Origin of the sequence: Mucilaginibacter achroorhodeus (genome assembly GCF_007846095.1) — a bacterium.
Lineage (GTDB): Bacteria > Bacteroidota > Bacteroidia > Sphingobacteriales > Sphingobacteriaceae > Mucilaginibacter > Mucilaginibacter achroorhodeus.
This window is the reverse complement of record NZ_VOEI01000008.1, coordinates 39,000-63,644: the sequence shown is the minus strand read 5'-3', so window position 1 is coordinate 63,644 and position 24,645 is coordinate 39,000. Positions and strand designations below refer to the sequence as shown.

The 24,645-nt window shown below is 43.1% G+C and carries 25 protein-coding genes; 13 read left to right on the top strand and 12 right to left on the bottom strand.

Going from position 1 to position 24,645, the window contains the following annotated elements; all coding sequences use genetic code 11:
- Positions 1-9 precede the first annotated feature (9 nt).
- The 3 genes from FPZ42_RS18165 to FPZ42_RS18160 form a co-directional block, all read right to left on the bottom strand.
- The gene (locus FPZ42_RS18165) at positions 10-390 is read right to left on the bottom strand and encodes a RidA family protein (RefSeq protein WP_146273290.1); all 381 of its coding nucleotides are present in this window, start codon (positions 388-390) and stop codon (positions 10-12) included.
- An 18-nt stretch (positions 391-408) separates the two neighbouring features.
- Complete coding sequence (locus tag FPZ42_RS19260) at positions 409-552, bottom strand: DUF6728 family protein (RefSeq protein ID WP_186458823.1); 144 nt, start codon at positions 550-552, stop codon at positions 409-411.
- Between the two features lie 72 nt (positions 553-624).
- Positions 625-1,995, bottom strand: coding sequence for an OmpA family protein (locus FPZ42_RS18160; protein WP_146273289.1), 1,371 nt, complete (start codon positions 1,993-1,995; stop codon positions 625-627).
- Between the two features lie 149 nt (positions 1,996-2,144).
- On the opposite strand from FPZ42_RS18160, the gene FPZ42_RS18155 reads away from it, so the two are divergent.
- On the top strand, positions 2,145-3,437 hold the full coding sequence (locus tag FPZ42_RS18155) for an aminopeptidase P family protein (protein ID WP_146273288.1): 1,293 nt from the start codon (positions 2,145-2,147) through the stop codon (positions 3,435-3,437).
- A 41-nt stretch (positions 3,438-3,478) separates the two neighbouring features.
- Here FPZ42_RS18155 and meaB read toward each other — a convergent pair whose 3' ends face one another.
- Positions 3,479-4,372, bottom strand: coding sequence for a methylmalonyl Co-A mutase-associated GTPase MeaB (gene meaB / locus FPZ42_RS18150; RefSeq protein ID WP_146273287.1), 894 nt, complete (start codon positions 4,370-4,372; stop codon positions 3,479-3,481).
- Positions 4,373-4,468: 96 nt separating this feature from the next.
- On the opposite strand from meaB, the gene FPZ42_RS18145 reads away from it, so the two are divergent.
- Entirely contained in the window at positions 4,469-5,359 is an 891-nt protein-coding gene (locus FPZ42_RS18145) for a glycosyltransferase family 2 protein (RefSeq protein WP_146273286.1), read from the top strand.
- Between the two features lie 10 nt (positions 5,360-5,369).
- Positions 5,370-6,161, top strand: a complete 792-nt coding sequence (locus tag FPZ42_RS18140; protein WP_146273285.1) for a glycosyltransferase family 2 protein — start codon at positions 5,370-5,372, stop codon at positions 6,159-6,161.
- Here FPZ42_RS18140 and FPZ42_RS18135 read toward each other — a convergent pair.
- Positions 6,146-7,258, bottom strand: coding sequence for a glycosyltransferase family 2 protein (locus tag FPZ42_RS18135; RefSeq protein ID WP_146273284.1), 1,113 nt, complete (start codon positions 7,256-7,258; stop codon positions 6,146-6,148). The genes FPZ42_RS18140 and FPZ42_RS18135 overlap by 16 nt on opposite strands.
- 69 nt (positions 7,259-7,327) lie before the next feature.
- On the opposite strand from FPZ42_RS18135, the gene FPZ42_RS18130 reads away from it, so the two are divergent.
- Genes FPZ42_RS18130 through FPZ42_RS18110 form a run of 5 tightly spaced genes read left to right on the top strand, consistent with a single transcriptional unit; the run spans position 7,328 to position 12,624 of the window.
- Entirely contained in the window at positions 7,328-8,047 is a 720-nt protein-coding gene (locus tag FPZ42_RS18130; protein WP_146273283.1) for a glycosyltransferase family 2 protein, read from the top strand.
- A 6-nt stretch (positions 8,048-8,053) separates the two neighbouring features.
- Positions 8,054-9,193, top strand: a complete 1,140-nt coding sequence (locus tag FPZ42_RS18125) for a glycosyltransferase family 9 protein (RefSeq protein ID WP_146273282.1) — start codon at positions 8,054-8,056, stop codon at positions 9,191-9,193.
- Between the two features lie 47 nt (positions 9,194-9,240).
- Entirely contained in the window at positions 9,241-11,064 is a 1,824-nt protein-coding gene (locus tag FPZ42_RS18120; RefSeq protein ID WP_146273281.1) for an ABC transporter ATP-binding protein, read from the top strand.
- Positions 11,065-11,067: 3 nt separating this feature from the next.
- The gene (locus FPZ42_RS18115; RefSeq protein WP_146273280.1) at positions 11,068-11,664 is read left to right on the top strand and encodes a hypothetical protein; all 597 of its coding nucleotides are present in this window, start codon (positions 11,068-11,070) and stop codon (positions 11,662-11,664) included.
- 15 nt (positions 11,665-11,679) lie between these two features.
- Positions 11,680-12,624 (top strand): nucleotide-diphospho-sugar transferase, encoded by a 945-nt coding sequence (locus tag FPZ42_RS18110; RefSeq protein ID WP_261382343.1) that lies wholly within the window; start codon positions 11,680-11,682, stop codon positions 12,622-12,624.
- Between the two features lie 42 nt (positions 12,625-12,666).
- On the opposite strand, the gene FPZ42_RS18105 is transcribed toward FPZ42_RS18110, so the two are convergent.
- Positions 12,667-13,353: a porin family protein gene (locus FPZ42_RS18105; RefSeq protein WP_146273278.1), complete on the bottom strand. Its 687-nt coding sequence runs from the start codon at positions 13,351-13,353 to the stop codon at positions 12,667-12,669.
- Between the two features lie 173 nt (positions 13,354-13,526).
- Here FPZ42_RS18105 and FPZ42_RS18100 point away from each other — a divergent pair, with 173 nt between their 5' ends.
- On the top strand, positions 13,527-15,239 hold the full coding sequence (locus tag FPZ42_RS18100; RefSeq protein ID WP_146273277.1) for a glycoside hydrolase family 3 protein: 1,713 nt from the start codon (positions 13,527-13,529) through the stop codon (positions 15,237-15,239).
- Between the two features lie 9 nt (positions 15,240-15,248).
- Here the strand turns inward: FPZ42_RS18100 and FPZ42_RS18095 are convergent, their stop codons facing one another.
- A complete protein-coding gene (locus FPZ42_RS18095) occupies positions 15,249-16,829 on the bottom strand; it encodes a S41 family peptidase (RefSeq protein ID WP_146273276.1) in 1,581 nt (526 codons plus the stop codon).
- A 211-nt stretch (positions 16,830-17,040) separates the two neighbouring features.
- On the opposite strand from FPZ42_RS18095, the gene murQ reads away from it, so the two are divergent.
- The 3 genes from murQ (at position 17,041) to FPZ42_RS18080 (ending at position 19,273) form a co-directional block, all read left to right on the top strand.
- Positions 17,041-17,850, top strand: coding sequence for an N-acetylmuramic acid 6-phosphate etherase (gene murQ, locus FPZ42_RS18090; RefSeq protein WP_146273275.1), 810 nt, complete (start codon positions 17,041-17,043; stop codon positions 17,848-17,850).
- 53 nt (positions 17,851-17,903) lie between these two features.
- Positions 17,904-18,470 (top strand): hypothetical protein, encoded by a 567-nt coding sequence (locus FPZ42_RS18085; RefSeq protein WP_146273274.1) that lies wholly within the window; start codon positions 17,904-17,906, stop codon positions 18,468-18,470.
- 65 nt (positions 18,471-18,535) lie between these two features.
- Positions 18,536-19,273, top strand: coding sequence for a Bax inhibitor-1/YccA family protein (locus FPZ42_RS18080; RefSeq protein WP_146273273.1), 738 nt, complete (start codon positions 18,536-18,538; stop codon positions 19,271-19,273).
- Between the two features lie 66 nt (positions 19,274-19,339).
- Here the strand turns inward: FPZ42_RS18080 and rlmD are convergent, their stop codons facing one another.
- Positions 19,340-20,767 carry a 23S rRNA (uracil(1939)-C(5))-methyltransferase RlmD gene (gene rlmD / locus FPZ42_RS18075; protein ID WP_146273272.1) on the bottom strand — a complete coding sequence of 476 codons (1,428 nt, stop codon included), beginning with the start codon at positions 20,765-20,767 and terminating at the stop codon, positions 19,340-19,342.
- A 460-nt stretch (positions 20,768-21,227) separates the two neighbouring features.
- Here rlmD and FPZ42_RS18070 point away from each other — a divergent pair, with 460 nt between their 5' ends.
- Positions 21,228-21,419, top strand: a complete 192-nt coding sequence (locus FPZ42_RS18070) for a hypothetical protein (RefSeq protein ID WP_146273271.1) — start codon at positions 21,228-21,230, stop codon at positions 21,417-21,419.
- A gap of 89 nt (positions 21,420-21,508) precedes the next feature.
- On the opposite strand, the gene FPZ42_RS18065 is transcribed toward FPZ42_RS18070, so the two are convergent.
- The 4 genes from FPZ42_RS18065 to FPZ42_RS18050 are packed head-to-tail and all read right to left on the bottom strand — an operon-like array spanning position 21,509 to position 24,594.
- Positions 21,509-22,240 (bottom strand): ferritin-like domain-containing protein, encoded by a 732-nt coding sequence (locus tag FPZ42_RS18065; protein ID WP_146273270.1) that lies wholly within the window; start codon positions 22,238-22,240, stop codon positions 21,509-21,511.
- A 15-nt stretch (positions 22,241-22,255) separates the two neighbouring features.
- Positions 22,256-23,614 (bottom strand): cell envelope integrity protein CreD, encoded by a 1,359-nt coding sequence (creD, locus tag FPZ42_RS18060; protein ID WP_186458822.1) that lies wholly within the window; start codon positions 23,612-23,614, stop codon positions 22,256-22,258.
- Positions 23,615-23,665: 51 nt separating this feature from the next.
- The gene (locus tag FPZ42_RS18055) at positions 23,666-23,965 is read right to left on the bottom strand and encodes a winged helix-turn-helix domain-containing protein (RefSeq protein WP_233524474.1); all 300 of its coding nucleotides are present in this window, start codon (positions 23,963-23,965) and stop codon (positions 23,666-23,668) included.
- Positions 23,962-24,594 carry a hypothetical protein gene (locus tag FPZ42_RS18050; RefSeq protein WP_146273269.1) on the bottom strand — a complete coding sequence of 211 codons (633 nt, stop codon included), beginning with the start codon at positions 24,592-24,594 and terminating at the stop codon, positions 23,962-23,964. The genes FPZ42_RS18055 and FPZ42_RS18050 overlap by 4 nt, the downstream gene beginning before the upstream one ends.
- Positions 24,595-24,645: the final 51 nt, after the last annotated feature.

Below are 24,645 nucleotides of genomic sequence, written 5' to 3'. Positions count from 1 at the left end.
GCAAATTACTCAGTCCTTTAATGCAATTACAGATATCTCAACATTTACACCCTTAGGCAGGGCTGCCACCTGTACGGTTTCGCGGGCAGGGAAATCGGCAGAAAAGTATGAGCCATACACCTCATTAACCTGGGCAAAGGTTTGCATATCGGTTAAAAAAATGGTTGACTTTACTACTGCATCAAAGCCTAAACCGGCTTCGGTTAAAATGGCTTTAAGATTTTCCATCACCAACTTAGCTTCGTCGGTAATACCGGTAGTTACAATGTCGCCGGTTGAAGGGTCTGCCGGGATCTGGCCAGATACAAATAATAATCCGTTTGCTGCAACGGCCTGGTTATACGGGCCTATAGGTGCCGGTGCTTTATCAGTTTTAATGATGGTTTTCATAAACGATGTGAAAGTGTTTTACTTAGAGAAAAATAACCACTGCGCAATCTTGTAGATAATACCTGCTAAAAACATGATGATGGCAATGGCATTGATGGTATGCATTACCTTCAGGTTAAAGCTGGTTGGCCTGTTTGGGTCTTTCTTTCTAAAAAAGTACATATCACAAAGTTAATAAAAAAAGAAAGCCCCCCGAGTTATTCGGGGGGCTTCTTAAAGATTATTTAATCGAAATTATCTTTGTTTGAAAGCAACACGACGGTTAGCGATACGGCCTTCTTCAGTTGAGTTATCAGCGATTGGGTTAGTTTCACCAAAAGCTTTAACTTTCAATTTAGAAGCAGATACACCAGAGTTAACTAAGTAAGTTTTTACTGAGTTAGCACGGTCACGAGATAAAGTCATGTTGTGAGCTGCAGTACCTTCAGATGAAGCGTAACCTTGGATCTCAACAGTTTTACCAGATGAACGTAGGTCAGCTGAAGTAGCATCTAATGCTGGGTAAGCTGAAGTACGTAATACTGAGCTATCGAATTCGAACTGGATGTTAGAGTAAGCTACACCAGCAGTCGCAGCAGTTGAATCTGCTTTAGGGAATACGATAACACAACCAGAACCGTCAACAACGCTACCAGCAGGAGTGTTAGGGCATTTGTCAAATTGATCAGATACACCGTCACCGTCAGAATCTTTCTTAAGATCGTTAACAGCGTTCTCTACGTTAGTTACACGGCCTTTAAGAGCTTCAACTTCTTGACGAAGAGCTGCATCGTAAAGTTCGTCATACATCATAGCAACTGGGTTAACCCACTCTAAGCTTGGTTTTGAGCTTGAGCCAAGGGTGAACTCTAAACCACCGTAACCGTAAGAGTAGTGGTCTTTTTTGTTGTTACCAGTTGTACGGCCGTCAAAGTTACCACCATCAATAAAGTTTTGAGTGTAACCTAAGTTTAAAGCAACTGCTTCGCTTAAGCGGAACTTAACACCAGCACCTACCGGGATAACGTATTCTTTAACCCACTCGCCAGTACCAGCGTTTGCCTGGCCACCATCTTTGAAGTTAAAAGTTTGACCGTTTGGAAGAACACCAGTTGGGTTGTACATAGCCAAACCAGCACCAGCGTTGATGAAGAAGTTAACAGAGTTTTTACGACGGATGAAGTCGATAGTTGCAACGTTAACAACACCGCTTAAAGTAGCTTGGTAGAAACGGGTTGAGTAGCTACCAGTAGCCGGAGCGTTGTCACCAGCAACTTTACCACCGCGAACGTCTAATTGTAAGCCAAAGTTGTGACCTAATTGATCGCGGAAAGAGATACCGTAACCTAATTGTACTTTGTTGTTACGGTAATCGTTAAGGCTACCACCGGTTGCCATTGTTGGAGAAGTAACACCAGCGTTTAAGCCAATGCTCCAGGTTCTGTACTGACCTCTACCGCCAAATACCTTAGCGTTAGTGGGTGTAGACGACATTGTTGTGTCTGTGCTCATTGTGGTTGTAGTTGTAGTGGTAGCGGTAGAATCCGTTTGCGCACTAACTACACCAGCAACCAGCAGAGAAGCGAATGATAATGCTACTGATTTTCGTAATGTAGAATAATTCATAGTTTTAAGATTAAACGATTTAATTGTGATTTTTTGTCAAAATTAGTAATTATGTTTGAAACGGATACCAAATCCTGTTCCAATTTTTACAATATCTATTACAAACTTTCAAATAGTTTGTTTTTCTAAAATTCAATATTTTTTAGTTTATGAAATATCTTCCTGTTGACGAACAGTTATTTACAATTAATAGAAAAAATTTCGTTCAGCGACTAAAATCGAACTCAATAGCTATTTTTCACTCGAATGATGAGTATCCGCGTAATGGCGACCAGACTTTCATTTTTAAACAAAACCCTGATTTTTTTTACCTGACAGGGATAGATCAGGAACAGAGTGTACTTATTTTGTACCCCGATTGTCCTAATCCACTATACAGAGAAGTACTATTTTTAAGACAAACCAGTGAGCATATTGCCGTATGGGAGGGTCATAAGTACACTAAGGAAGAAGCTCGCAAAGCATCAGGCATAAAACAAATATTTTGGCTGCACGAGTATGATACCATATTGCATACGATTATCAACTACGCAGATAATATATATATCAATACAAACGAAAATGACCGTTACGCGCATAGCGTTCCGTACCGCGATCTGCGCATGCTAAAGGATCTTAAAGAGCGTTATCCCTTACATCATTACGAACGTGCTGCGCCGTTACTGCGCGACTTGCGTGTGGTGAAGTCGGAAATAGAGATAGCACTTACCCAAAAAGCTTGTGACATTACCCGTGATGCCTTTATAAGAACATTGAAATTTGTAAAGCCCGGCGTTACAGAATATGAGATAGAAGCTGAGATAACCCATGAATTTTTAAGGCAGCGCGCCACAGGGCATGCTTACAGCCCCATTATAGCATCGGGCAAGAACGCAAACGTGCTGCATTATATAGATAATAACCAGTTTTGCAATGATGGCGACGTGGTTTTATTTGATTGGGCTGCTGAGTATGCTAATTACAATGCAGACATGAGCCGCTCAATACCGGTGAACGGCAGGTTTACCAAACGCCAGCGCGATGTTTATGATGCTGTTTTACGCGTATTTAGGGCGGCCTCAAAAATGATAGTTGCCGGAGCCATACTTACAGAGTACCAGGATGAGGTAGGCCGTATTATCGAAAGTGAGCTTATTGGCCTTGGTTTGCTTAAGAAGCACGAGGTGGAAAAGCAGGACCCTAAAATGCCTTTGTATAAAAAGTATTTTATGCACGGCACCTCGCATCACCTGGGCTTAGATGTTCATGACTTTGCCAGCCGCTATAAGGCATTTGAAGTTGGTAACATCCTTACCTGCGAACCAGGCATTTATATCCCGGAGGAAGGTTTAGGCATACGTTTAGAAAATGACATTTTAATAACTGCTGATGGTAACCGCGACCTGATGGCACACATACCTATTGAAGCAGAGGAGATAGAAGAGTTGATGAATTCGAAGTAGAGATTAGTTGGATCGGAGATCAATGATCAGGAATTTATTACTTATTGATCTTCGTAAGCTGATGCAAATTTGTACAAATTAAAGCTATCGCTTTTTAACGCTTCGGCAATTTGTTGCCGGAGCTTTCTTTTGTCGATGCCAGCCATACGGCGCTGCCGGATAATTTGGTAAACTCTTTCGGTAAGTAGTAGTTCTTTCCTTTTTTTTGGTTGTTGAGGGGTAGATAACATCAGGTTAACAACGGCAGCAATGCCTTCGTTTTTTGAAGCTACAGTTTTTAATATAGGTATGTTACGGCTACTATCGTGATGTAATATTTTTTTAAGGTTATTGATAAACAGGTCGGCGCCATCCCGGTCGGCCTTGTTGATTATAAAGGCGTCGGCAATTTCCATTAACCCCGATTTGATGTTCTGTATTTCATCCCCGGCCTCGGGTACCAATGTTACAAAAGTTTGGTCGGCCAAACCGGCTATCTCCACTTCAGATTGGCCTACACCAACAGTCTCCACAATAATATGGTCAAACCCTGCAGACCTCAGCACCTCGGTCATCTCTATGGTTTTTGCCGATAATCCACCTAAAGACCCCCTGGTAGCCAATGAGCGTATAAAAACATTGGGATGGTTAAAGTGCGTTGCCATGCGTATCCTATCGCCCAGCAGTGAACCAAAGTTAAACGGCGATGTTGGGTCAATAGCAAGGACGGCTATCTTATTGCCTTTCTCCAACAACCCGGATATAATAGCATTAACCAGCGTACTTTTCCCCGCGCCAGGCGGGCCGGTAATGCCGGTAATAGGCGTATGGCTATGTGGTAAATTTTTAAGGAGATCATCGTAACCGGTAAGCTCATTCTCAACCACGGTAAGTGCCCGGGCAATTTCGCGGAAGCCCGAAGCTGGGTTGATGTTTATGTTTAGCGGTGCCGGCATGATGATGGTAAATGTAGTAAAAATGCATCACTACGTTGGGAGTGTAAAGGTGCATCACGAGTTAAAGCTTATAAAAAGCTATATCTTTGTCACCAAATGAAAGTTGCCGGTTTTACATTTATTCGCAATGCGGTAAAAAATGATTACCCGATAGTTGAGGCCATCACGTCAATCCTCCCTTTATGTGATGAGTTTGTAGTTGCACTGGGAAACAGCGATGATGAAACCGAGCAATTAATAAAAGGCATCAACTCACCCAAAATACGTGTTGTTAAAACCGTTTGGGACGAAGGCTTACGTGAGGGAGGATCAGTATTCGCAAAAGAAACCGATAAAGCATTTGACGCCATATCGCCTGATGCCGACTGGGCGTTTTATATACAAGGCGACGAGTGTGTCCATGAGAAATACCTGCCTACCATTAAAAAGGAAATGGAAGATAACCTTACCGATAGTAATATCGATGGTTTGCTTTTCAAATACCTGCACTTTTATGGCTCTTATGATTACTACGGCCATTCGCGCCGTTGGTACCGCAGGGAAATTAGGATAATTAGGAATAACAAAGGCATCCGCTCATACCGGGACGCGCAGGGCTTCAGGTGGGCTGATAACCGCAAATTAAAAGTAAAGCTTATTGATGCGTATATATACCATTATGGTTGGGTAAAGCCGCCGGCCGGTTTAACTAATAAGCTGCGCAACTTTAATCATTTTTACCATGATGATACATGGATCCAGGAAAATCTCCCCGAAACTTTTGCATTTGACTACAGCCAAAAAAATCCTGACAGGTTAGTACGTTTTGAGGGTACGCACCCGGCTGTTATGCAAAAGCGCGTAAACGCCATGAACTGGACATTGGACATAGACCTTGATGCCTTAAGCAAGCAAATGACCTTTCGCCGTAAAGTGCTGCAAAAAATTGAAGATCTTACCGGCTGGCGGGTAAGTGAATACAGGAATTATAAGTTGATTAAGAAATAGGTTTAAGGATATGAATAGTTTTACAGTTGGTGTTCTTGTTTCAACTTACAACTGGCCGGGTGCACTGGAACTTGTGTTTTTAAGTTTGCTTAAACAAACTGTAATGCCCGATGAGATATTGATTGCCGATGATGGTTCGGGCAAGGAAACGATTGAATTGATAGAACGCTACAAAGAAAAGTTTAAAATACCGGTAAAGCACGCCTGGCATGAGGATAATGGCTTTAGAAAGAGCATTGTGCTAAACAAAGCGGTTAAACTTTCTAATGCTGATTATATCATTGAAATAGATGGCGATATTGTTTTGGACAGGCGATTTATTGCAGACCATATTTCGCAAGCACAAACCGGCTATTTTGTACAAGGCAGCCGCGCAATGATCAATGAGGTAAAAACAAACCAAATGATCAGAGAAAAGGATGTAAATCTCAATTCACTTTCAAGGGGATTATATACACGATTTAATGCTTATCGGGTTCCGGCTTTAGCAAAATTTTACAATAACAAGCCGTTAGACCCCATGAACGTTAAAGGATGTAACCTGGCCTTTTGGCGGCAAGATTATATTAAAGTAAACGGTTACTACAATGATTTTAAAGGTTGGGGTTGGGAGGATTACGAATTTGCAGCGCGGCTTATCAATTTGGGCGTTCACAAAAAAAGGATAAAGATGGTAGCAATATGTTATCATCTGTTTCACAAGCAAACATCAAGGGCTAATTATTATCCAAACGAGGTGATCTATCGCAGAACAGTAGATGAAAAACTGGTTTATTGCGATGATGGTTATGCGCAGGTGTAAAGTGTGATAGCAAAGATTATTACAAATAGTATCAGCTTAATGATCTTCCACCTGTTTAGCCTGTAAGGCTGCGGATTTTGTTTGCGAAAACTGCCGTCTATTCGCTTGCTAAAATCAATAAAATGAAGGTTTAATAGTACCAAGGTAAGCTTGCCTGCTTCCATTACATTTTTATGCCACATCATTTGCAAAGCCACAACCGGATCTAAGGTTTTACCTACTTTAAAAGCTTTATAATAGTTAGTGAGGTATTCTGCCAATACTTGGGCTATAATTGCTGCCAAAAATATTGCGACAGGTAATTTTAAGAACGCACCTGGTATTGCAGCCAAAGCCAAGAGCAGCAGTGTTTCTGTGGTATTAGTGAAGTCGTAAAAAGTGTACAATTTTAAAGGGTACAATCTTGCCGCTTCGGCGGCACCGGCACCGTACCTGAACATTCGCTTGGTTTGCATTTTACCATTATCCCACCACGGATGGTTTACCACAGCAGAGGGTACAGCAATGTATTTTTGTAAATTATTTTCAAACGCGTTCCTGAAAAGCAGCTCCATATCCTCGGTGCTTTTTTTTAACTCCAGTAAAAATCGCCTGGATGCCAATAGCTTCCTGTTGAGCATAATGTTTGCGGTGGCAGACCAATACATTTCCGGCTCATGTAGCGCTAATTGAAAATGTGTGGATACGCCATTGATTTTAAGTGCTTTTGTAACAGCATTAATAACCTGCGGGAAATATGTTACACCTACAAAGCCAAGTGCATCGTTAGTTAGTGAAATAGCATTTGAATAGGCTATAAGCAGATCGTTTTTAGGCGTAACATCATCATCGAGCAACAATATCCAGTGGCCAAATCCTGCATCTATGCCCTTGTTTCGGGTAGCTGAGAACCCGATATTTTGTTGATTGACGATAATATGTACATCATCCCGTTCACTTTCTGCAAGCAGTCTCGGCGTTAGTTGAACATTAGGATTATCAGCTATCAGGTAAAAATTAACTTCAAAACCTGCAGGCTTAATGAGCTGCAGTATAGGTAAAAGATATTGCTCATCCAGTCTGAATGATGGTATAACAACGTCTATACTTTTACTCATAAGGCAAAAGTAGCTTATAAAATACAACAATGAAAGGTGCAATTAATCTGATTATCTTTGCTCTTGCCTATGGAGAAGCATCCGTTGATAAGCATTATAATGCCGTTATTTAATTCCGAAAAAGTTTTAGAGCAGGCTTTAGTGTCAATTGAAACCCAGCAACACAAAAATATAGAGCTGATAGTTGTTGATGGCGGAAGCACCGACGGTACATCATTGATATTGGAACGGTATAAAAGTGTAATTACAGTACTAATTAAAGAACCGGACAATGGTATATATGATGCCATGAACAAGGGCATTAAAAGGTCTTCCGGCAAGTGGTTGTATTTCATGGGCGCAGACGACAGACTTTTACCGGGTTTCAGCGAAATTGCCGGGCAACTGACTGATGCGAATACACTGTACTATGGTGATGCGGAGGCAGAGGGGTATATGCTAAAAGGTACTTTTACAAAGTACAGACTGGCTAAATACAGCATCAACCACCAAACCATTTTCTATCCTGCCAAGATATTCGAAAAGTATACTTATGATTTTCGTTACAAAGTATTTGCCGACTATGCCCTCAATCTTAAGGTTTGGGGCGATGCTACAATTAGAAAAAAATATATCCCTGTAAAAATTGTTAAATATGATCTTACAGGTTTTTCCGCCTCTAACAAAGACGACTTATTTAAAAAGGAAAAACCGCTTATAATTCGTAAAAGTATGGGCTGGTTGATGTATTTAAGGTTTCTTTACAAACGGAATAAAGAACAAAGTAAAGGTGACAGTAATTTCTTTTAACTACTAATGCACATCCAAAATCGCAATTTATTTCGCTTAACTCGTTTTGTTTTATTAAAGCTGCCAAAGCTGTTCGCATTCTTTGCACGTTTTCGTAAACCGGCCACACGGCTGCTCATCATAAAAACAGATGCCATTGGCGATTATATCCTCTTCAGGAATTTTATTGAGTTAACGGCTAAATCTGAGAAATATAAAGGTTATAAGATCGACCTGATAGGTAATCAATTATGGCATGGTGTAACTGCCACGTGGGATGCGCCATTTCTTTATCAAACCTACTTTGTTAAACCCAATTCTTTTTATGAAGCTCCGCTGAAAACGCTTCGTTTTGGCTGGCGATTATTTCTGAATAACTACGATACGGTGTTACAGCCAACTTACACGCGCACCTTTATCACAGACGGTTTTGCAGCTCTGACTGCTGCCAGGGAGATTGTAGGATATATAAGCGATAATGAGGGGATTGTCCCACGATATAAGTCAAAAACCGATAGGTTTTACACAACAAAAATGGTATTACCTACCGGTGTTTACTTCGAGTTTCATCGCAATAAATTCTTTTTCGACACGGTATTGGGCCAGCCTTTGAATGTAAAGCAACCATATATTGATATACAAGCTGTTGCAAAAAAAGGGATTGCCATATTGCCCGGTGCCGGCGAATACCGCAGGGGTTGGGAGAGGCAAAAGTTTCTGCAATTAATTGAAAGGCTTATTGCAGTTGCAGATGAACCGATCTACTTAATTGGAGGCCCCGGCGAAAAAGATAATGGCGATTACCTGCACGCAAATTTGCCTGCTGGTAGTGTAGTTAATCTTATTAACACTACAACCTTGCCACAACTGATAGAAAGCATTGCAGCTTGCAGGTTACTTATCTCTAATGAAACAGGGGCTACCCATATCGCGGTAGCTACAAAAACACCTTCGGTTTGTATATTGGGGGGTGGGCATTTCGAACGCTTTGCTCCCTATCCGCAAGATGTTCATCCCGCTCCGGCATGCGTTTTTGAAAAAATGCCTTGTTACTATTGTAATTGGGATTGTATCTACAAGCCGCAGAAGCCTGATAATTATCCTTGCATTGCTGCCATTGAAGTAGAAAAGGTATGGCAGGCCGTAAAGCCGTTTTTAGCCCTATAATAGTTATTGGCTAATAACCGTTAACTTTGTATTTATTAATTTTTTGAATGAAGACATATTTCAGGTTGTTATCCTTTGCAAAACCAATTGAAAAATTTGCAATACCTTATATTATAACAACCGTACTTTCTATCATATTCAGCACACTTAATATTGCATTGCTGGCACCGTTACTTACCACGTTATTTGCAGAACACAGCAGCGTTGCTAAAGAAGTAAAGGTAGAACCTCACTGGTACGATATAATGGCAAGCTTTCGCTATTATATTGGCTATGCCATAAATACTTATGGCACCTGGGTAGCCTTGCAATTTGTATGCGGTACTATCGTAGTTTCGGCTTTGTTAGGCAACTTGTTCCGTTATCTATCGCAACGCACAATGGAAAACCTGCGTGTGCATACCTTACTAAATTTACGCCGCACAGTTTTCGATAATGTAATGAACCTTCACCTTGGCTTTTTTAGCAATGAACGCAAGGGGGATATCATTTCTAAGATAGCATCAGATGTACAGGTAGTTCAATATTCTGTTACCGGAACTTTGCAAGTGATATTTAAAGAGCCATTAACCTTAATTGCCTACCTGATTACGCTGTTTTTAATATCGCCAAGCTTAACTTTATACTCCTTCCTCGTTATCCCTATTTCGGCGTTTGTGATATCAAAAATAGTAAAGCGGCTTAAAGCCCAGGCTATTGCCTCGCAGCAAACCTATGGTAACATGATCAGTTACCTGGATGAAGCGCTATCAGGTATTAAAATAGTGAAGGCCTTTAACGCAACCGGCTTTATCAAAACAAGGTTCGATCAGGAGAATAAGAAATATTCGCGCATCACACAATCTATGGCTCGCCGGCAGCAACTGGCTTCACCGGTTTCAGAGTTTTTTGGGGTTACCATGGTGGCTTGTATCGTTTTGTACGGCGGTCATTTGGTGCTGAATAAATCATCTGCCTTAACACCTCCCGAGTTTGTAACTTTCATAGCACTGTTCTCGCAGGTTATGCGCCCGGCTAAAGCTATTTCAGATTCTTTTAGCAATATCCACTCGGGTATTGCAGCAGGCGAACGTGTGCTGAGCTTGATTGATGAAAAACCTGCAATCAATGATGCTCCTGATGCTGTTGAACTTAAAAGCTTTAACGACGCTATCAAATTTGAGGATGTGAGCTTTGCCTACCAGGACAAAACAGTACTAAAAAATATAAACCTTACCATACCTAAAGGTAAAACCGTGGCTTTAGTTGGTCCGTCAGGTGGTGGTAAATCAACCATGATGGATCTTATCCCGCGTTTTATGGATCCCAAATCTGGCAAAATAACGGTTGATGATAAAGACATAAAACAAGTCACTGCTACATCGCTAAGGAGCCTGATGGGCATTGTAAACCAGGAATCTATCCTTTTTAACGATACCATATTCAATAATATAGCTTTTGGTAAAACCGGGGTGACCAAACAAGAGGTAGAAGCTGCAGCCCGCATTGCCAATGCCCACAATTTTATCAGCGAAACAGAAAATGGTTACGAAACCAACGTTGGCGACAGGGGTACAAAACTATCGGGCGGGCAACGGCAGCGTATCTGTATTGCCAGGGCAGTACTGAATAATCCGCCATTGATGCTGTTGGACGAGGCTACATCGGCCCTGGATACCGAATCTGAAAAGCTTGTACAGGATGCACTTAACAATTTGATGAAAAACCGTACATCGTTAGTTATAGCGCACCGTTTAAGCACCATCCAAAACGCCGATATTATTGCAGTATTAGAAAGCGGGCAGGTAGTTGAGCAGGGCACCCACCAGCAACTAATGGGTAACAACGGCCTGTACCGTAAACTAATAGATATGCAAACCTTTGGCGAATAAAGTATGGTGCATGTTATTATAACAACAGCCAATATTGCCGATGCGTACCATAAGCGGCGAGGGCAGTATATAGAATCTATTGAGAGATGCCTTTCTTATCGCCATTATTTTGATTCGTATACAGTGCTGGAATGTGTATCAGATCATGAGGATTACCTGGACAACTATAATACCTACTATAGCGAACTTGGTAACCCTTATCATGATAAGGGTCATAACGAAGTGAGCCATCTTAAAGCTTTCTTGCAACAGTCGGGACTGCCGGATAACACTTCTATTATTAAAATATCAGGGAAATACTTGCTTACGGACAGCTACTTTTTTGACAGAGTTATTGAATTTCAGGCAGACTATGAAAGTATGTTTAAGAATGATAACGATGTTTACGTTGGCAACGGATATCATACCTTTTTATATTACGCTAAAAAAGGATTGCTGCTGGATGTAATTGAGAGCATTGATCTTAACGACGCTAATAACCGCCCCATCGAATGGGATTTTAAAGAGTTTTTGATGGTTCGAGATAATCACATCGAGATAGACCGCTTAGGGATTATGGCTCACCAGGGCGCTAATTCCGAAAAAATATTTTACGCATAAAAACTATACCTGCATATGTACCAAACCAGATCAGCAGTATTATTCATTGTCTTTAACCGGCCTGAAACAACAGCCCGGGTATTTGAACGTATTGCGGAAGCGAAGCCGGCCAGATTGTACATAGCTGCAGATGGCCCTCACGCTGATAAAGAAAGAGAGCGTGAGTTATGTGATAACACCCGAGCAATAGCGCAAAACGTCAATTGGCCCTGCGAAGTGAAAACGCTTTACCGTGATCATAACCTTGGTTGTAAAGAAGCGGTATCATCTGCCATTACGTGGTTTTTTGAACAGGAGGAGGAAGGCATTATTCTGGAGGATGACTGCCTACCCAATAACGATTTTTTCAGATTTGCGGACGAAATGCTGGAGCGATATCGTTTTGACGAACGCATTAGGCACATAGGCGGCGCTAATTTACAATTTGGTAAAAAATGGGGAGACGCCGGTTATTATTTCTCCAATATGACCCATGTATGGGGCTGGGCAGGGTGGCGCCGGGTTTGGAAGCATTACGATAAAGAGCTAAGCAGGTACGAGCCCGAAGAGGTAAGATCTCAGTTTGAGAATATTTTTGAGGATACATTTATTGTTGATACCTGGGTTGACATTTTTAAACAGGTAAAGGCGGGTAAAATAGATACCTGGGATTACCAGTTAGGTATCATGAATTTTTTCAATAATAGCCTTTCGGTGATACCTAATGTGAATCTGATAACCAACATCGGCTTCGGTGTTAGCTCAACACATACGCACAACGCTGAAGACAGAAACGCCAACGTACCTGCGCTCCCGTTGGGCGATATCGTCCATCCTAAATACATGGTACCTCAGAAAAAAGCTGATGAGGCTACGCTGATCTACGATTTTAACGTACTGGCGCGAAGAAGAAGGTATAATAAACCCAAGCGCCGTTTTAAACGCTGGGTTAAAAACTTATTTAAAAAACAAGCGCCCTAATATATCTTCAGGGCGCTTTGTTCTTATATAACGGATCGGCAATTAATTAAACTTAAATCCTAACCCCAGTTGAAATACCTGGTTCCTGTAATCTGGCAGTAATGAAACACCATCGGTGCGGTTACGGCTAAGGTCAATATTGTAACGGCCGCGTAGTTCTACATTGCGGTTAAGATCAACACTTATACCTATTACACCGGCAACATAGCTCTTATCGCCGCGGTTGTCATACTCATTTTCTACCACGCGGTTAAAGCCATCATCATAAATGTTTTTGGTTGATGTTTGGAAGGTTAACTGCGGGCCAATCAAAAAGTTAAAGCCGGGCACCACCTTAAACTTTGCCAGCAAAGGGATATCGATGTAGTTGGTGCGCTGCTTAAAGTTGCCATCCGTAGTTTCTGCCTGGTAACCTTTTTGCGAGAACAACAGCTCCGGCGCAAAGGCAAATGAGTAAGAAATAGGGATGTTAGATGTTAAACCTACGTGCCAGCCCGCTATGGTGCTTGTGCTAAAATCGGCATTGTAAGAGTCTACCGTATTTGAGAAGTTGGCACCCACTGCCACACCAATTGATGGGCGCATGTAATCGTTGTAAACCTGGCGGCGCTCGTAGCGCTGTGGTGGCGGCATACGCCTAACAACGCGGCGGCGTGGTTGCGGGTAGTACTGGGCACTTACTTCGCCGGCCATAAAAAGGCATAGTGCAATAAATAGTAGTTTTTTCATGGTTGCATATCTAAAGTTGATGACCTAACGGCTAAATGCCGGTGGGCAGCATATTGTTAATAATATCCTATAGAACGCAAAAGCAACAAAAGGTTTATTTGTTGATGGTTTTATATTTTGTATTGTTTAAAACCATTTAACCTTAATTGGTTTTAAACTACATTTGAACTGTAATGAAACCGAAACACATCTCAGCCTTCGTTTTTTCGCTTTTAATATCGGGTACGGCCTTTGCGCAGCGGCAGGGTTTTATCGAAACCATCACCAGCCAGAACAAATGGGTTGATTCGGTTTACAAAAAAATGAGCCGCAGGGAGCGTATCGGGCAGCTTTTTTATGTGCGTGCGCATACCAATAAGGGCCATGCCTATGAAGATTCGGTAGGCAAAGTGATACAGGACGAGCATATCGGCGGTTTGGTGTTTTTCCAGGGCGGGCCGGTAAGGCACGCCAACCTCATCAACAATTATCAAAAGCTATCTAAAGTGCCTTTGCTTGTGGCAATGGATGGAGAGTGGGGTTTGGGCATGCGGTTAGATTCATCCGTGTCATATCCCTACCAAATGACCTTAGGCGCCATACAAGACAACAATCTCATTTATAAAATGGGGCAGATGGTTGCCTATGATTTTAAACGATTGGGCCTGTACATCAATTTTGCGCCAGATATGGATATCAACAACAATCCAAACAATCCGGTTATCAATTACCGCTCGTTCGGCGATAATAAATACAATGTAGCGCAAAAGGGAATATCTTACGCCAAAGGCATGCAGGATGCAGGTGTTATAGTATTTGCCAAGCACTTCCCCGGGCATGGCGACACCAATGTTGATTCGCATTTTGATCTGCCGCAATTGCCATTCAGCCGCAGCCGTTTAGATTCGTTGGAAGAATATCCATTTAAACAGGCCATAGCTGCTGGGATCAGCGGTGTGATGATAGCACACCTTAACATCCCGGCACTGGACAGTACTAAAAATCTTCCTTCTACTTTATCACGACCGATAGTAACCGGGCTGCTGAAGGATTCGTTAGGTTTTAAAGGCATTGTTGCCTCTGATGCCATGGAGATGAAAGGCGTTACCAAGTACTTCCCAAAAGGAGAGGCGGACTTAAGGGCATTTTTGGCCGGAAATGATCTGATAGAGCTTTCTGAAAACTCACAGTTATCTGCCAAACTTATTCTTAAAGCTATTCGCAAGGGCAAGATCAGCAAGGAAGAATTTGAGGCTAAAATAAAAAAACTGCTGGCCGCAAAATATTGGGCCGGGCTTGATAAATATAAGCCAACATCACCTTATGGTATCATAGGCGATATTAACCGGCCTGCAGCCGCAGAGTTGATACAGCAATTGTGCGATGCTGCCATAACAGTTGTAAAAGGCGATGCGGCGACATTAAGGCAAAACCCTCTGCGTAAAACCGCGATCATTAGCATTGGAGTGGATAGGCCAACGGTTTTTGAGACCGAGCTTTCTAAGTGGTACCCTAACAGTATGATATACTTGGTAGGCAAAAACACACCTGTCGCACAGATACGCCAGGTACTGGCCTCCCTTAAAAAGTTCGACCAAACTTTTGTGAGCATACATGATACGCGTACCCGCCCGCAAAGTAAGCTGGATTACAGCAGCGATGTTAAATTGTTGATTGCGGAGCTCGCAGCCAGGCCTAATGTGGTTACCAGCGTATTTGCCAACCCTTACACCATTGCGGGCTTACCGGGTATTGAAAAAAGTGCAGGCCTACTTGTAGGTTATCAAAAGGATGATGCGATGCAACGGTCTGCAATAAAAGTAATTACAGGTGTGTTGAAGCCTACGGGAAAATTGCCGGTAACCATTAACACGTTTTTTACAACCGGGATGGGAATGAGGTTTTAGTAACTCCTGTTATTGCTTAGCCGCAACTTTAAAAGTTTCGTCGATGCTGTTTACCACTCTAAAGTAGGCGTTATTGCCCCACTTCAAACGGGCTGCCGTAGCTTTCAAAAGGTTTTTAATGGTAACCTTTGATATTAAAAGTTCCCGCGCGTCCATTTTTGGGATGGTTTGGTATGCGTATAAAATAAAATCTGTTAGCTCGTTGTCGCTAATGTTGTATTGTTTGATAAAACTATCCGCAGTGGCATATTTAGCCAGTTTGGGCTGCATCTTATCAAGCACATAGGCGCTAAATAGCAGGTGGTCGCTAAGGTCGCTTACCAACTGATTGCTCTGGATGGTATCTGCCGGTATAAAAATATCAGGCATAATTCCTCCGCGACTAAATACTTTCCGACCCTTAAGCGTGTGGAATGCCGAGCTGCCGATAAAAGCGCTATCACTTAAATTACTTCCTGCGTTTAACAATTCACCTTTGCGTATGCGGTTCGCTAATTCGTCATGATAACTGGCTATGCCGTTCTTGTAAGATTTTTGGATAGACCTGCCCGAGGGTGTATAATACCTTGCCACCGTAAGGTTAATAGCACTTCCATCACCAAACGGATACTGTTGCTGCACTAAACCCTTCCCGAATGAACGGCGGCCAACAATTGTACCCCTGTCCAGGTCCTGCATCGCGCCGGCCAATATTTCGCTTGCCGATGCCGAATACTCATCGATGATAACAGTAAGCTTGCCATTTTGATAACTGCCTGAATCCGTTGCAAAATAATCTGTGCGCGGTTCATGCACGCCTTTAGTGTAAACGATCAGTTTTCCTTTTGGTAAAAATTCATCAGCCAGGGCAGTTGCAGTGTTCAGGTATCCGCCGCCGTTACCTCTTAGGTCTAACACCAGTTTCTCCATGCCATCAACCTTTAAGTTGGTAAGCGCCTTTCTGAAATCAGTGTCTGTAGATGTGCCAAACTTGCTGATCTTGATGTAACCAACGCCATCGGTAACGTAAGCGGCATCAATACTGCTAACGGTAACCCTATCGCGCTTCACCTTAAAATCCTTTAGCCTGGCATTGTTATCGCGTTGGATGTTAAGCGTGATGAAAGTATCCTTTTCGCCACGGAATAATTTGCTGATGCGTGATGTTTTAAGCCTGGTTCCTGCAAAAGGTGCGTTATCTACCTTAACAACCTTATCGCCAACCATTATACCGGCCTTTGCCGATGGCCCGCCTGCGGTAACCTGTGTAACCACCAACGTATCGCGCAGCAGCTGGTATTCCAAACCGATGCCGGTGAAGCCTCCTTCCAGCTTTTCGTTGATATTACGAGCTTGCTGTACAGGCAGGTACAGCGAATGAGGGTCGAGGTTTTGCAGCAGGTCGTTAATGGTAACGCCCTCCATGCTATCAATGTTAACAGAATCTACGTATTGGTTCTGCACCAGATCAAGCACGCGGTTTATCTTGTTGGTACCGCTTAAACCCATCCTGCGGCCGCCAAGGTTGCCATCGCTTAAAAAAATGCCTATTAAAGCGCCGATAGTTAAAAGTAGGATGGTCCGGAAGATGATACCCGCAGTGTGCTTCATTGAAATTTTAACACGCAAATCTAATAATTAGCCGTCATCGGCAATAATTTATCTGCGCTTCTTTCCTTTAATGTTTTTTAATCAATTTTGTGGTGAAATTGTTGGCATAAAAGCCTCACCTAAATCCTCTCCAAAGGAGAGGATTTGGAACGAGCTCTTAAGAACCCTCTCCTTTGGAGAGGGCAGGTTGAGGCCCTCATAAAACATTACAATGGAAATAAGTACCGAGAAAGATTCCAGATATAACGGCTTGGAAAACATGTCTGCAGGCGAGTTGCTGCGCAATATCAATAACGAGGACAAGACCGTGCCACTTGCTGTGGAAAAAGCGTTGCCGCAGATAGAAAAGCTGGTTGACATTGTTGCTGACCGTATGCAAAACGGTGGACGCTTATTTTATATCGGTGCCGGTACCAGCGGCCGCTTAGGTGTAGTGGATGCATCAGAATGCCCGCCCACCTTTGGTGTTCCGTTTGATTGGGTGGTTGGCATTATTGCGGGCGGCGATACCGCCATACGCAAAGCTGTAGAATTTGCAGAGGATGACATTGAACAAGCCTGGAAAGATCTGCAGGCATTTGACACTAACGACGGCGATGTTGTGGTAGGTATTGCGGCATCGGGCACTACGCCTTATGTGATAGGCGGTTTGCAGGCAGCCAATGCCAACGGACTTGCAACCGGTTGTATTGTTTGTAATGCTGGCAGCCCGGTAGCAGCAGAAGCGCAATTCCCGGTTGAGGTGGTAACAGGCCCCGAGTTTGTTACCGGCAGCACACGTATGAAAGCGGGCACGGCTCAAAAACTTGTTTTGAACATGTTAAGCACCAGTGTGATGATCAAACTGGGCCGCGTAAAGGGTAATAAAATGGTGGATATGCAGTTATCAAATAACAAACTGGTTCATCGTGGTACCCGCATGGTAATGGCCGAAACCGGCCTGCCCGAAGCAGAGGCAGCGGAACTATTGAAACAATACGGCAGCGTACGCAAAGCGGTTGATGCGCACAGCCACAAGTAAAATTTGATAGCTAAGCTTTTTGAATTTTTACTTTTTACTTTTGGATATTAACAATGCACGATATAGAACCATATTACCGCTGGCGCGACGATTATATTGCCGCTGAGGACGAGAATTCACCGTTTTACAATACTGAATACAGTGAATTTGAGTTTGATAAGCAGGTGTATAATTATTTGCTGCATCCGCAATGGGACTCGTTTGGGTCGAGCACGCTGTACCTGAAGATATTATTTGTTGACTATGACCGCGGGTATTGTATAATTGAGTTTATAGGCGAATGGAACGACGCTATAAGCAACGACATTATGCTGATGAAGCGTGAGTTATATGACCTGATGGTAGACCAGGGCATTAACAAGTTTGTGCTTATCGGCGAGAATGTGCTCAACTTTCACTACTCTGATGACAGTTATTATGAAGAGTGGTTTCAGGAAGTGGAAGACGGCTGGATAGCCGGAGTAAACTTTAGGGAGCATGTGATCAATGAATTCAGGGATGCTAACATCGACTACTATATTAATTTTGGAGGCGAACTGGACGATTTTAACTGGCGTTCGTTAAAACCGCTGCAGGTATTTAAAAAGGTTGAAGAACAGTTACAACGGCGTTTGAATTAAACGTTTGGCAACAGTTGCATTCTAATAAAAAATTATACATTAGTACAATTAACATATCATTATAAATGGAAACCAAATCAACCGATTACGTTTACGATAACGTTATCCAGATAGAAGATGCAGACGCATCACGTAAGTTTATTGCGAAGGTTTTTGCCTGGATGTTTGTGGCATTGGGTATCTCTGCTGCATTCGCATTTTTATTTGCCGCTAACCCGCAACTGTCGTCTTTGCTACGCGATAGCGAAACACGCCAGAACACCATCTTTGGTACGGTAGCGATGTTTTTACCGCTTGTTTTCGTATTTGTTTCAAGCGCTGTTTTTTCGCGCGGTAGTTATTTCGCCCTTGCCCTGGTATTCATCGGGTTTTCAGCAGCTATGGGTATCAGCCTTAGTAACATATTTTATTTTTACCCAATTACCACTATCAGCGGTGTGTTTATCACTACATCAGTAGTTTTTGGTGCTATGGCCATCGGTGGATACATCACTCATCAGGACCTGACCAAATTTGGCGGGATAATGATCATGCTGCTTATTGGCATTGTGGTAGCATCTGTGCTTAATTTACTTATTTTCCGTAGTAGCGGGATGGATCTGATCATTAGCTACATCGGCGTTGCCGTGTTTACCGGCCTTACAGCATACGACGTGCAAAAGTTAAAACGCATTGGTGCAAGCGGCGAAGTTGATGGCGCTACCAAAAGCAAAGTGGCCTTAATGGGTGCGCTAACACTTTACCTTGATTTTGTAAACCTGTTCCTGATGCTGCTGCGCATATTTGGCGGCAACAGAAGATAACCAAAAGCATATTTAACAAAAAACGCCGGTGTGATTTTCACAGCGGCGTTTTTTGTTTATCGATACTTAGTTGCTTCTCAACTTAAGCAACACAACGTTTTCTACGTGTTGCGTATGCGGGAACATATCTACAGGTTGTATCTTAACGGTATCGTATTTTTCTTTCAGGATAAGCAGGTCGCGTGCCTGGGTGGCGGCGTTGCAGCTTACGTAAACTATCTTCTCGGCCTCAATCTCCATGAGGCGGGCAACTACGTCGGCGTGCATACCGGCGCGTGGCGGGTCGGTGATGATCACATCTGGCTTGCCGTGTTCCGCTACAAATTCTGGCGTTAGCACGTCCTTCATATCACCGGCGTAGAATTTGGTATTGGTGATGTTATTGATCTGTGAGTTTACCTTGGCATCTTCAATTGCAGATGGCACATACTCTACACCAACCACCTCGCGCACATGGCCTGCCACAAAGTTGGCAATGGTACCTGCACCGGTGTAAAGGTCATAGATCAGTTCATCGCCTTTAAAGCCGGCAAAATCGCGTGTTATTTCATAAAGCTTCAGCGCCTGTACAGAGTTGGTTTGATAGAACGATTTAGGACCTACCCTAAAACGTACCACGTTACCGTTTGCCGTTGGCATTTCCTCGTGGATAAACTCCGGGCCGCGCCATGCCTTTACGTCCTGGTCAAAAATGGTATCGTTCATTTTTGTGTTAACGATATACAGCAGGGAGGTGATCTGAGGGAAGGCTGCATCCACATAGTTCATCAGCAGGTCTATCTCATCCTGGGTAGCATGAGCAAACACAACGATAACCATGATCTCGCCGGTTGATGCCGTGCGGATGATGAGGTTACGCAGCGCGCCGGTATGCTGGCGAACATCATAATAGCTGATACAATTTTCTATGGCAAAAGCGTTGATGCTGTTGCGCAGATCGTTTGAGGGCTCGGTCTGCAGGTAGCAGTGATTAATGTTCAGGATCTTATCAAAACGGCCGGGAATGTGAAAGCCCAGGGCGTTCATATCCAATTTTTCGTCATCACGGTTCTCGCCATCAAACAACCAGCGTTTGTTTGAGAAGGTAAATTCCAACTTGTTGCGATAGTAGCGGTCTGCGGGTGAGGGAACGATGGGGTCCATGTGGCCAACTTCAATTTTAGCCAAACGGGTAAGCGCATCGCGCACAGCTTTTTGTTTGAACTGCAGTTGCGCTTCGTAAGTCATGTGTTGCCATTTGCAACCGCCGCAAGTACCAAAGTGCTCGCAAAACGCGGGCGTACGGTGCTTAGATGGCGTAATGAGTTTAGTGATCTTTGCCTCGCCGAAGTTCTTTTTACTGCGGTAGACCTCAACATCGGCAACATCACCTGGTACTGCTTTCTCAATAAACAATACCAACTCGTCGGCTTTGCCCACACCTTTGCCTTCTTCGGCAATATCAATAACGCTAACGTTCTCAAAAAACTTTGGCTTCTTTACAGATCTACTCATGAGGCTGCAAAGGTAAGTATTTTAAGATTTTTGAGCGCGCTTGGTTTCAAATGAACAGATCAAGCAACTTTTGCCAGAAGCTATCCACCTGAATATCCATCTCAATATCGAATTGCCTATCTATCAATTCTGAAAAGTCTTTTAATTCCTTACTCATGGCTGATATAATTTACTATGCAAACATAGTAAATTTATACCAAAAACCAAATTGGTATAGTGATTTAAAAATTAGTTATTGGTTACTTCTGTTTGACTTCCAACGTCAAGTTTATAAATACAAGAACCTAAAACGATGGGAGTGCTATACGAAACCATTATTTGAAACATAGATTCGTCCGTATGAAAAAGAGACCGCATAATCAATAAAAAAGTAGCTATAGTAAGCAGTGCTCCTATAGAGCCGATCAAAAAGCGTAGGTATTTGATTTTAATTAAGGGTATGGCAATAAGCATTTTTATCATGAAGAAAAATATTATCCAAGTGAAAAATGAAAATACTGTACCAAAGAATACGAAAAAGGCATATAGCCCCACCATACCATCGAACAATCTTGGCGAGTTCAATATAGCGCAGTTATTCAGCAAAGTGTTAACACAGAAAAAAATTAAAGGTGCTACAAAAACGCTGGTAAGCCAAACCTTTAGGCTGTAAGCAAAAACATTAAATCGCACTATTCTCATGCAAAAAATCTTTCAAAAGGCGCCCCGCTAATGGCTAACGGGGGCACCTTGGTGATTGGTTTAGGCAAACTCTACAACTAAAGGCGCAGTAATGACCTTTACTGTTTTATAATATTTATAGCGCATCTTGTGCACATAACTTTCAAATGTTAACCCGCCGGCTTTGAACAGGCGCTTGTGGCCGAACCATACCAGCGCCGATACGCCGTAAAAGAACCATCTGTACACCACCTTACGCCATGCTTTTGAAAAAGTACTTTTGTTGTCGAAGATGATGGCCAGCCGCTCGGTTTGGAAAGCAACATGCGGGGCTTCATCTATCAGGATATCGGTACAGATCTGTTTAAGCAGGCGGCATTGGGTAGCATCTTTTAAAGCCTGGTAAAATATCTGGGCGGTGCTCTCCACCACTATCACAGCCAGCGTCCAGATCTCCATGCTCGTGTTTAGGTAACGCACCTTGCGGAACAGCGTATCACCCCAGTCCTTCTTTATCCGATGCTCGCCTATCTTATCAATGTAACGACCAAGGTTATTACCATGCTTCTGCTCTTCCTTGATGAATAGGCGTACGGCGTCCACGTAATCAGGATCGCCCAAAGCATAGGCGTATCTGGTTGATGCCGCAATGAGGTGCTCTCCTTCTGATGTTTCGCCGAGCTGCCAGGCTTGTAACGAGGGCAGTATTTCCGCAATCTCATCCTTATTGATGGTTGGCGTTAAAGCCCAGTTTATTCTTTGGTGGCGGGCGTTTTCCTTGAAATGCCTTATCCAGTAATTGCTTGTATGCATAGGTGTAGTGTGATTTTAATGTTTATCCCAGTTGATCTTCCTTGAGAAATACATCAGCAGGGCAACGATGATAAACAAGGCGATACTGCCGATCATCAACGCAAGGTCTTCTAATTGGATGATCACGAAAATGAACACGTAAATGATTGACAGGATGACTGCGAACAGCGCGGCAGCGGCTTTATTCCTGAGCAGTGACGAAATGAATACCGACACCAGCCCGATGGTGGCGACAGAGGCTATAATGTAAGCCAGGTTATATCCCATTTGCTCAGAAAAAGAAAGCAGTAACGTATAGTATATAACCAATGCTGCACCTATCAAAGCATAATTAAACGGATGGATCCTGTGCTTGCGGATAACTTCGGTGAGGAATAGCGAAACAAAAGTAAGCAGCACAATTAAGATGGCATATTTACTGGTGCGGGTGATCTTCTGGTACTGATCTACCGGCAAGCGAAGCTTTAAACCGAAAGATGCATTGGTCAGCTTGTTCTTATCATTCAAAAGGTTATTATCAACCACCCACTGCTGCGGATAGGGGCGGTTATAATACAGCATCCGCCAGTTGGCCTTAAAGCCGGCGCTATCCATATGGCGCTCATCGGGCAGGTAACGGCCGTCAAAGCTTGGGGTGCTCCAGTTCCCTTTTACAGATACATCGGTAGTTTTACCCAGGTGCATAATGTGAAGTTCCTGGCTGCCTTTAAGATCAAGGGTGAAATCGAAGGTGAAACCGGCCTCCTTAACGGTAGCAAGGTTTAAGTTGGCCTGCAAACCACTATCAAAAACAGGGTGGGCGGTAAAAGAGGGCTCAGCAGTGAGGTGCTGGCCGGCCGCATTGATCACCGGATTATTTTTTAAACCCTTCAGGTCTGAAATGCTGAATTCCAAACGGGCCTTATCCCATAGTAGTTGATCGGGTGTTAAAGATAATGCGGCCAGATCGGGCTTGCCAAAGTTACCGCTCACTTTAACCTGCGAATTGTAAACCACTGCATCAAACATGCCCCGGTGCAGTTTATCGGTTTTTACGGCGGCGTCCATCTTCAGGTTCTCGGGCAGCAGATAAAGGTTTTCCGTTACTTCTTTAGTGACCTCTTTCTTATCATTATCGATGGCCTTGAAATACCTTTTGTACGGCACCACCAGTACCGGACCTTTAATGGTTTGGTCGCCCGACCAGCTATCGGCGATCTCCTTTACCACTTGTGATTGCCTGGCCGAGCGCTCAAATATCAGATCATTTATCAAGGCTGATGGTATCAACAGCACCAGTATCAAAAACCCAATAAAAATTAATTTAACTGTGACCGACTCCTGGAGCCAGTTCATAAATCCCCTAAAAGCGGATGGTTGTTCTTCGTTGATCATGTTTAAAAAGTACTTTGTATTTCAAAGTAAAAGGGCAAAAAAATAATTGCCTTATTTCTGTTGCTTAATAATTTGCTCTAAGGCATCCAAATGCTGCTTAAATGCAAGCTTCCCCTGCTCGCTGGCGGCATAGTTAGTGTTGGGCTTTCGGCCTAAAAATGATTTGTGCACAGTTATATATTGTTCTTTCTCTAAAGCCTTAAGGTGCGATGCCAAGTTACCATCGGTAACGTCCAGCAGCTCTTTAAGCGAGTTAAAGTCGTAGCGCTCGTTAACCACCAGTATGCTCATAATTTGCAAACGCAGGCGGTTCTCAAACGCTTTATCGAGTTTTTCAAATGGAAGTTTCACCGGTCGTATTTAAAGTACATAATGCTGCCGTAAACAATGTGCAGCAAACCAAACCCAATCACCCAAAATATTAAGCCGTATCCCGGCATAATTGCAGCCAGCAAACCTAACAATATATCAGAGATACCTAAATAGTGAATATCCTTGAAAGTGATACTGCTGGCATTTATTAGTGCAAGACCGTAAAAAATAAGCGAAGCAGGTGCAACCACACCAAAGTAGCCCCGCCAGATCAGTATCAGGATCAGCGCCCCGCCGGTAAACAACGGTACACACATGTTATATAGCAATTGCCTGCTGGTGCGCCCCCAAACGTTTTGGCCTTTTTGTTTGGCTTTGCGTAGCGTAAGGATAATTCCTGTTAATATTGATGCAACCAAAACGCCCAGGGCAATGCAGATAAGCTTGATCAAACGCTCCGACGAAGTTGATGCGTTTTCAAATACATATTCCCGGTAACTGAGAAAGCCGCCTGTGCCATAAACAATGGTATAAGCCCAGGCTGCACCTACCAGCGCGTAAATACCCGCCAGCACACCAGAGAGGCCGCTCAGCGAAATAAATTTTGACGAACGCTCCATCATGCTGCGGATAGAGGTCAGGTCGTTTTGAATATCGTTTTCTTTCACTTAAAAGTACTTTGATATTCAAAGTAAGTGTTTAAATAATTAGCTTCCAAA

Excerpts from the sequence above, each read along its gene's own strand:
- FPZ42_RS18125 (WP_146273282.1), top strand. The coding sequence starts at position 8,054 with ATGCACATCCAAAATCGCAATTTATTTCGCTTAACTCGTTTTGTTTTA.
- FPZ42_RS18100 (WP_146273277.1), top strand. The coding sequence starts at position 13,527 with ATGAAACCGAAACACATCTCAGCCTTCGTTTTTTCGCTTTTAATATCG.
- FPZ42_RS18140 (WP_146273285.1), top strand. The coding sequence starts at position 5,370 with ATGAATAGTTTTACAGTTGGTGTTCTTGTTTCAACTTACAACTGGCCG.
- FPZ42_RS18145 (WP_146273286.1), top strand. The coding sequence starts at position 4,469 with ATGAAAGTTGCCGGTTTTACATTTATTCGCAATGCGGTAAAAAATGAT.
- FPZ42_RS18070 (WP_146273271.1), top strand. The coding sequence starts at position 21,228 with ATGAAGAAAAATATTATCCAAGTGAAAAATGAAAATACTGTACCAAAG.
- FPZ42_RS18155 (WP_146273288.1), top strand. The coding sequence starts at position 2,145 with ATGAAATATCTTCCTGTTGACGAACAGTTATTTACAATTAATAGAAAA.
- FPZ42_RS18165 (WP_146273290.1), bottom strand. The coding sequence starts at position 390 with ATGAAAACCATCATTAAAACTGATAAAGCACCGGCACCTATAGGCCCG.
- meaB (WP_146273287.1), bottom strand. The coding sequence starts at position 4,372 with ATGCCGGCACCGCTAAACATAAACATCAACCCAGCTTCGGGCTTCCGC.
- FPZ42_RS18065 (WP_146273270.1), bottom strand. The coding sequence starts at position 22,240 with ATGCATACAAGCAATTACTGGATAAGGCATTTCAAGGAAAACGCCCGC.
- FPZ42_RS18085 (WP_146273274.1), top strand. The coding sequence starts at position 17,904 with ATGCACGATATAGAACCATATTACCGCTGGCGCGACGATTATATTGCC.
- FPZ42_RS18130 (WP_146273283.1), top strand. The coding sequence starts at position 7,328 with ATGGAGAAGCATCCGTTGATAAGCATTATAATGCCGTTATTTAATTCC.
- FPZ42_RS18120 (WP_146273281.1), top strand. The coding sequence starts at position 9,241 with ATGAAGACATATTTCAGGTTGTTATCCTTTGCAAAACCAATTGAAAAA.
- FPZ42_RS18135 (WP_146273284.1), bottom strand. The coding sequence starts at position 7,258 with ATGAGTAAAAGTATAGACGTTGTTATACCATCATTCAGACTGGATGAG.
- FPZ42_RS18160 (WP_146273289.1), bottom strand. The coding sequence starts at position 1,995 with ATGAATTATTCTACATTACGAAAATCAGTAGCATTATCATTCGCTTCT.
- rlmD (WP_146273272.1), bottom strand. The coding sequence starts at position 20,767 with ATGAGTAGATCTGTAAAGAAGCCAAAGTTTTTTGAGAACGTTAGCGTT.
- FPZ42_RS18080 (WP_146273273.1), top strand. The coding sequence starts at position 18,536 with ATGGAAACCAAATCAACCGATTACGTTTACGATAACGTTATCCAGATA.
- murQ (WP_146273275.1), top strand. The coding sequence starts at position 17,041 with ATGGAAATAAGTACCGAGAAAGATTCCAGATATAACGGCTTGGAAAAC.
- FPZ42_RS18115 (WP_146273280.1), top strand. The coding sequence starts at position 11,068 with ATGGTGCATGTTATTATAACAACAGCCAATATTGCCGATGCGTACCAT.
- creD (WP_186458822.1), bottom strand. The coding sequence starts at position 23,614 with ATGATCAACGAAGAACAACCATCCGCTTTTAGGGGATTTATGAACTGG.
- FPZ42_RS18095 (WP_146273276.1), bottom strand. The coding sequence starts at position 16,829 with ATGAAGCACACTGCGGGTATCATCTTCCGGACCATCCTACTTTTAACT.
- FPZ42_RS19260 (WP_186458823.1), bottom strand. The coding sequence starts at position 552 with ATGTACTTTTTTAGAAAGAAAGACCCAAACAGGCCAACCAGCTTTAAC.
- FPZ42_RS18105 (WP_146273278.1), bottom strand. The coding sequence starts at position 13,353 with ATGAAAAAACTACTATTTATTGCACTATGCCTTTTTATGGCCGGCGAA.
- FPZ42_RS18110 (WP_261382343.1), top strand. The coding sequence starts at position 11,680 with ATGTACCAAACCAGATCAGCAGTATTATTCATTGTCTTTAACCGGCCT.